This is a genomic window from Enterococcus devriesei, from assembly GCF_001885905.1.
GTDB lineage: Bacteria > Bacillota > Bacilli > Lactobacillales > Enterococcaceae > Enterococcus_A > Enterococcus_A devriesei.
On sequence record NZ_JXKM01000026.1, the window covers coordinates 1 to 5,103 of the forward strand.

The 5,103-nt window shown below is 35.8% G+C and carries 10 protein-coding genes; 4 read left to right on the plus strand and 6 right to left on the minus strand.

Annotation, left to right across the window (positions count from 1 at the left end; genetic code table 11):
• From RV00_RS15605 to RV00_RS15630, 6 genes are all read right to left on the minus strand, one after another.
• On the minus strand, positions 1-273 hold a 273-nt coding region (locus tag RV00_RS15605), incomplete at its 3' end, for a hypothetical protein (RefSeq protein ID WP_071863463.1).
• Between the two features lie 77 nt (positions 274-350).
• On the minus strand, positions 351-551 hold the full coding sequence (locus RV00_RS15610) for a hypothetical protein (protein WP_071863464.1): 201 nt from the start codon (positions 549-551) through the stop codon (positions 351-353).
• On the minus strand, positions 548-823 hold the full coding sequence (locus RV00_RS15615; RefSeq protein WP_071863465.1) for a helix-turn-helix domain-containing protein: 276 nt from the start codon (positions 821-823) through the stop codon (positions 548-550). Before RV00_RS15615 ends, RV00_RS15610 begins: the two co-directional genes overlap by 4 nt.
• A complete protein-coding gene (locus RV00_RS15620) occupies positions 824-1,399 on the minus strand; it encodes a hypothetical protein (protein WP_249024119.1) in 576 nt (191 codons plus the stop codon).
• 45 nt (positions 1,400-1,444) lie between these two features.
• Positions 1,445-1,699: a hypothetical protein gene (locus RV00_RS15625; protein WP_071863467.1), complete on the minus strand. Its 255-nt coding sequence runs from the start codon at positions 1,697-1,699 to the stop codon at positions 1,445-1,447.
• The gene (locus RV00_RS15630) at positions 1,696-1,932 is read right to left on the minus strand and encodes a helix-turn-helix transcriptional regulator (protein WP_071863468.1); all 237 of its coding nucleotides are present in this window, start codon (positions 1,930-1,932) and stop codon (positions 1,696-1,698) included. Before RV00_RS15630 ends, RV00_RS15625 begins: the two co-directional genes overlap by 4 nt.
• Before the next feature lie 154 nt (positions 1,933-2,086).
• On the opposite strand from RV00_RS15630, the gene RV00_RS15635 reads away from it, so the two are divergent.
• The 4 genes from RV00_RS15635 to RV00_RS15650 all read left to right on the plus strand — a co-directional run bounded on the left by RV00_RS15635 (position 2,087) and on the right by RV00_RS15650 (position 4,996).
• Positions 2,087-2,734: a LexA family protein gene (locus RV00_RS15635; RefSeq protein WP_071863469.1), complete on the plus strand. Its 648-nt coding sequence runs from the start codon at positions 2,087-2,089 to the stop codon at positions 2,732-2,734.
• 69 nt (positions 2,735-2,803) lie between these two features.
• Positions 2,804-3,466 (plus strand): hypothetical protein, encoded by a 663-nt coding sequence (locus tag RV00_RS15640; protein ID WP_071863470.1) that lies wholly within the window; start codon positions 2,804-2,806, stop codon positions 3,464-3,466.
• Between the two features lie 160 nt (positions 3,467-3,626).
• Positions 3,627-3,851 (plus strand): hypothetical protein, encoded by a 225-nt coding sequence (locus tag RV00_RS15645; protein ID WP_071863471.1) that lies wholly within the window; start codon positions 3,627-3,629, stop codon positions 3,849-3,851.
• A 2-nt stretch (positions 3,852-3,853) separates the two neighbouring features.
• Positions 3,854-4,996, plus strand: a complete 1,143-nt coding sequence (locus tag RV00_RS15650; protein ID WP_071863472.1) for a tyrosine-type recombinase/integrase — start codon at positions 3,854-3,856, stop codon at positions 4,994-4,996.
• The last annotated feature ends 107 nt before the right edge of the window (positions 4,997-5,103 follow it).

The window sequence follows — 5,103 nt, forward strand, 5'->3', positions numbered from 1 at the left end:
GTAATCTTGATACTCAATGCCAATGTCATCGATTAATTCAACATAGTTATCAATCGTTACGTACTTAGCAAAAGTGATTGTAGTCAAACAGTTGTTGTTAACTTTTCTTTTCTTAAAGACTACTTTCATGACCAAATCACTTGAATAGACTTGCGTACCAAAATCGTCATACATATAGTCGTATTCGGATTGAGCAAGGCTATTATTCGTTTGACTCACATTCGTAAATATGTGGCTCTCAGGATCAGCCATTGCGGTATCATAATCAAACATGTTATAATCCTCCTAGATATTAATTCGTTAGTGACTTACTTTTGCTTGCCGGCTAGTAAGTCTCTTTTTTTGTGCCCTCATAATCCAATCACCTTTTTGCCAATCTTATTCACTACCCATAAAAATGGTAATAGGATAGCCAAAGCAATCTGCCAGTATCCAACGCACGCCGTTCCAATCATTGCACCAGTGACCACAATTTTTGCTGCTTTAAATTCTGAACGCTTTCTTGCAAGTTCTGCTGGAATCGTTGCTACATACTCAAAATCATTTCTCATGCTGTTCCCTCCAATTTTTGATAAATTGAATTCTTACTTAATAAATCAACTGCTTCTACATTAAGAGCAGCTGCAAGTTTGACCACTGTTTCCAACTGAACCTTTTCTTTACCTTGCCAGTCATTTTTGATCCGAGTGATCACTGCAAGTGAAACGCCACTTTTTTTAGATAGTTCATTATTTTTAATGGGTTTTCCGTAACACATACATAAAACTAAATTTCTAGAAAGGCATATCGCTAAATCCTTCATTTCTTTTTCTGAATCAATCATCTAATCCCCTCCGAAATAACCTGCATCTTGCCAGTCCTTCATGAACATACTGAACAAATCCATAATTGAAATATTTTCCACTTTGCATAATGCATTTAGAAATTGTATACCTGCAAAAATTACTTCTGCTTGTTCCTTTGCCAATTTAATAAGTAATGTATGGTCTGCTGTAGTTAGCCGTTGAACTTCTTTGCATAAGACCCTTTTAGCTAATCTTTTCGCTTCGTCTCTCTCGTCTTCCTCAAGTTCTTGCAAATCATCACTAGCTGACAAATCGCTTTTATAAACATCTCCATCCATTGGTCGGAAGATACCGAAAAACTGATAAATTATGCTCATAGTTAAATCACTATCATTTGCATAGTCAGAAATCCTTACTCCGTTTTCTGGTGTGACTGGTGTCGGTTTATCCTTCGTCCAATCTGTCGGTGATTGTCTCGAAACACCTAATGCCTTAGACAACTCTCTTTTACTTACTTCACTTTTTACTAACCATTTGATAATTGGCTTTTTCAGCACTTGAGAAACTGCATTCATCCAAAAACCTCCTCTTATTCTGATTTTCTCTTCTTCCATTCAGACGCTCTTATTGACATAATCAATTTAGAGCTTCAATCAAACCTATGAAGCTAAAACCGGAACGCTTTCGAACTGCCATTTTGAGTTAATAAAGTCGAAAATTTCTTGTGCAGTTTCGTCGTTCGATAAAAATCGTATTAGCATTTCATCAGTGCCACCCGGCTCCATAAAAAACGAGCCTTCTATTCCGGGTTTGACATCGAATTTTCTTTTGAGCGCTGGAATTAGCATTTCGATATATTGATCTAGGAATCCAGACGCTATTGTTGCTTTGATTGTTTGTGGTTTGTCTTTCATTTTGAAGCCTCCTTATTATGCTTTAACTCATTTTTGTAGTTAAAAGCTGTAAAAAAAATATCTTCTTTTGGTATTTCGAATATGTCTTCGATATGCTGCATTTGCGAAGGTTTGGGAGTTGTTCGCCCAATTTCCCAAGAGCTAACAGTTTTTTGAGATACATTTAACAAAATAGCCAACTTTTCTTGTGATACATTTTGATCAGTTCTAATTTCGTTCAGCTTATTTTTCAATTTAATCACCTCGCTTATTACTACCTTATGTAGTAATAATATACTACAAAAAGTAGTAAGTCAACTGTTTTTACTACATTTTTTTGTATATTACATTTTTCGGTTTTTATACTACGGTTTGTAGTATAAAATATACTTTAAAGGAGGCTAATCTATGCTTAAAGATAAAATCAAGGAATATCGAAAGTACAACGGTTGGACTCAGGCGCAACTTGCTAAAAAAATAAATGTTTCTCAGCAAACAATCGGGAGTTGGGAAGTTGGTAGAGCTGAACCGAATTCAGAGGCTTTAAAAACTTTGTCTAATCTCTTTGGAATTTCCATAGATCATTTACTTGATCAAAAAGACTTCAATAATGAAATAAAAATATCTGGCACTATTCCAGAAGAAAATACGATTCAAATTCTTGGCCGTATTGCTGCTTCTGCCCCATCGGGGTTAGTCAGTGACTACGAGGGAGAGATCTCTATACAACCAACCACGATTAAACGATATGGAAGAAAAGATATTTTTGCTTTGAGGGTTTTAGGAGATTCAATGAATCGGATTGTTCCAGAAGGTGCGATCGCCGTAGTCCATAAAACGTGCGAGTGGGAAGACGGAGATATTTGCGCCGTTACTATTAACGGTGACGATGCAACACTTAAACAGGTTTTTCGTACGGATAAAGGGATTAAGTTTACTCCGCTTTCTTATTCAAAATTTCATGCACCTTGGGAATATATAAAAGACGAAGATGAAGTTGATGTAATAATTCACGGTGTTTTTCTGTATGGAATCATACCAACAGATAAGATGTAAACTAATTTGGCGACTACAACTACCTGCCGCTAAGTGGGAGTTGAAAATGAAATTATTAGGGGGATTTTTATGGTAATTGCAACTATTTTGGCTCTGGTTGGATTCGTAGGTCTTATTGTTGGTTTAGTAATGATCGTCATCAATGTCATCAAGAAAACACCAAAAAAAACAAGCGGAATCATTCTCGGATCTTCTGCAGCATTACTAATTGTTGGTATCGCAATATCTAGTGTTATTAATGCTCCGTCTCAATCAGCAACGAAAGTATCGGAAACGTCCAGGAGCAAAAAAAATGAAACATCGCGTTCTACAGAAGAAAGTTCTGAAGAAGAAATCGATTACTCGGATGACAGCGAAATATTAAACGATACTTCTGTCGATCCCGAAGAAGTAAATATAGCTGATTACAACACAAATATTACTTACGACAACCTGGCTAGAACTCCTGACGATCATTTAGGTGATAAAGTTACTCTTTCTGGGGAGATCGCACAAGTAATCGAGGGAGACGATTATACACAATACAGACTAGCTGTAGATCAGGATTATGACAACATGGTATTAATTCAGATCCCTAGCGAATTGCTAACTAGTCGTGTCTTAGAGAACGATCTAATTACTATTTATGGTGAATCACAAGGAACCACTGATTATGAGTCAACACTAGGTGGGAATATTACTGTACCTGCTATAACAGTGGACAAATTTGAAGTCACTGGTCAGACTCAATAAAAAGATTAGCCTTCGGGCTTTTCTTTTAACGCGTAAAACGAACATACGTTTGATTCATATGGTTTGAAATCAGAGATTATCTATGTATACACAAATGAACGAACGACTTTTTCAGCTGTAAATTGATTAATGAATCTAAAATCAGAAAGGAATGTTTTTTATGTATACTGCAAAACAAATAAAGGAAAAACTAGATTTAAGGTTTCCTGAATCTAAAAAGGATTGGAACCTAGATCAAAATAAACTTTATAGTGAGCAATATTATCAAATAATGGTTTTTGACCATAAAAAGGAAATATATAAACCAATCAAAACAGATAAAGGCTATCTTTTTCCGATTCTAGGAACAATTGACGTAGATAACAATAAATTATGGAGTGAATAACTATGGCAGAACCAAAACGACTTGAAAATGGTAACTGGCGGCTTCGCTTTCGATACAAAGACCCTATTACCAGTGAATGGAAAGATAAAATGATTACTGATGTAACTAAAAAAGCCGTGAACGCAAAGAAGGTCGATTTTTTAGCTAAGGTTTCAAGCGGGGAAATGGTCAAACAAACCAATCTAATTAATTTTTTTAACGAATATGTAGAAACCTTCAAAAATGGCAATGTATCAAATCGGACTCTTCGTCGCTATGTCCTTACTGGTAAAAACCTTGAACAGTTTTTTGGAACAAAACAGACGTTAGCAGGAATAACGAAGTTAAATTATCAGAAATTTTTAAACTGGCTTGGTAGTGAAGGTGGACAAAAAGGCGATCCATTATCGAAAAATACGGTGAAGAACCGGCACGAAATTTGTAAAGCAGTTTTTCTCGAAGCAATGGATATGAGGATTATTTCCTCAAATCCAGCAAGAAACGCAAAGCTTACTGGTGTAGATCCAGTCCACAATAAAGAAATTACGATAAGTTATGAAGATACGAAGAAATTTAGAAGTACCCTTCTCGCTCGTCCCGATACCATTAGTAAATATTTTGTTTTGACCCAACTTTATACTGGTTGCCGCTATCAAGAAGTAGCAGCACTATATTGGACTGATCTAAATGAACAGCATGGTTTAATCAACATTGAACGAGCCTATCAATATGATGAAGAAGATCGAGGTCTAGGAGATACTAAGACTCCTGACGGTGTTAGAGGTGTCGATGTTCCCTATTCCCTTTTCATGGAATTAAAGAAACATAAAAAGATTCAAAATGAACGAATTGTTTTAGGCAAAGTAAAAAATCCTAGAAATTTAGTTTTCGTAAATGAAAGAAACACTTGGCCGATCACTAATGATGCTGTAAACGATTATATAGAAGAAACTTGTAAATTAGCTGGAGTTCCTCGCATCACCTCGCATGGTTTTAGACATGCACGAGCAGATGCTTTAATACTTGCTGAAGCTGATCCGATTTATATCAAATCTCAACTTGGGCATAAGAACATTTCACAGTCATATGAGTATGCTTCAGTTACACAAGAGAACCGCAAAAAAAACAAAGAGAAAGTATTTAATTACATGAAAGACCTCTATTAATTCGTTTTTTTCGCCGTTTTGTGGATTTTTTGTGTAATCACTAAAAAAAGAGTGCCGTAAATCCCTTGATACCAAAGGATTAGCACTCTTCCACGAAGCGGGTGACG